Source organism: Photorhabdus viridis, from assembly GCF_040256935.1.
Classification (GTDB): Bacteria; Pseudomonadota; Gammaproteobacteria; order Enterobacterales; family Enterobacteriaceae; genus Photorhabdus; species Photorhabdus viridis.
The window spans coordinates 1-223 of record NZ_JBEJZY010000620.1 but is presented as its reverse complement, the minus strand read 5'-3'; the positions used below and the strand labels follow the sequence as shown (position 1 = coordinate 223).

Sequence of the window (223 nt, the reverse complement as noted above, 5' to 3'; positions counted from 1 at the left end):
GCGCTGGCGTTATGACCGGCATCACCGGGTGGCCGTCAGCGACCGGCCCGATAACCATCTGGAACATTTTGACCATGACCGCCACGGGAACCTGACCCGCTGGACCGATGCGCGCGGAGTGGCCTGGCAGGTGGAATACGGCCCGTTTGACCTGCCGGCGGCCCGGCAGGACGGCGAAGGCCATCGCTGGCAGTACCGCTATGATGCCGATACCCTGCAACTG

1 protein-coding gene is annotated in these 223 nt (G+C 65.9%); it reads left to right on the top strand.

Annotated features, from left to right (window positions below):
* Nucleotides 1-223 (top strand): hypothetical protein (locus ABR397_RS25810; RefSeq protein WP_350307982.1); only part of this gene is annotated, 223 nt, incomplete at both ends.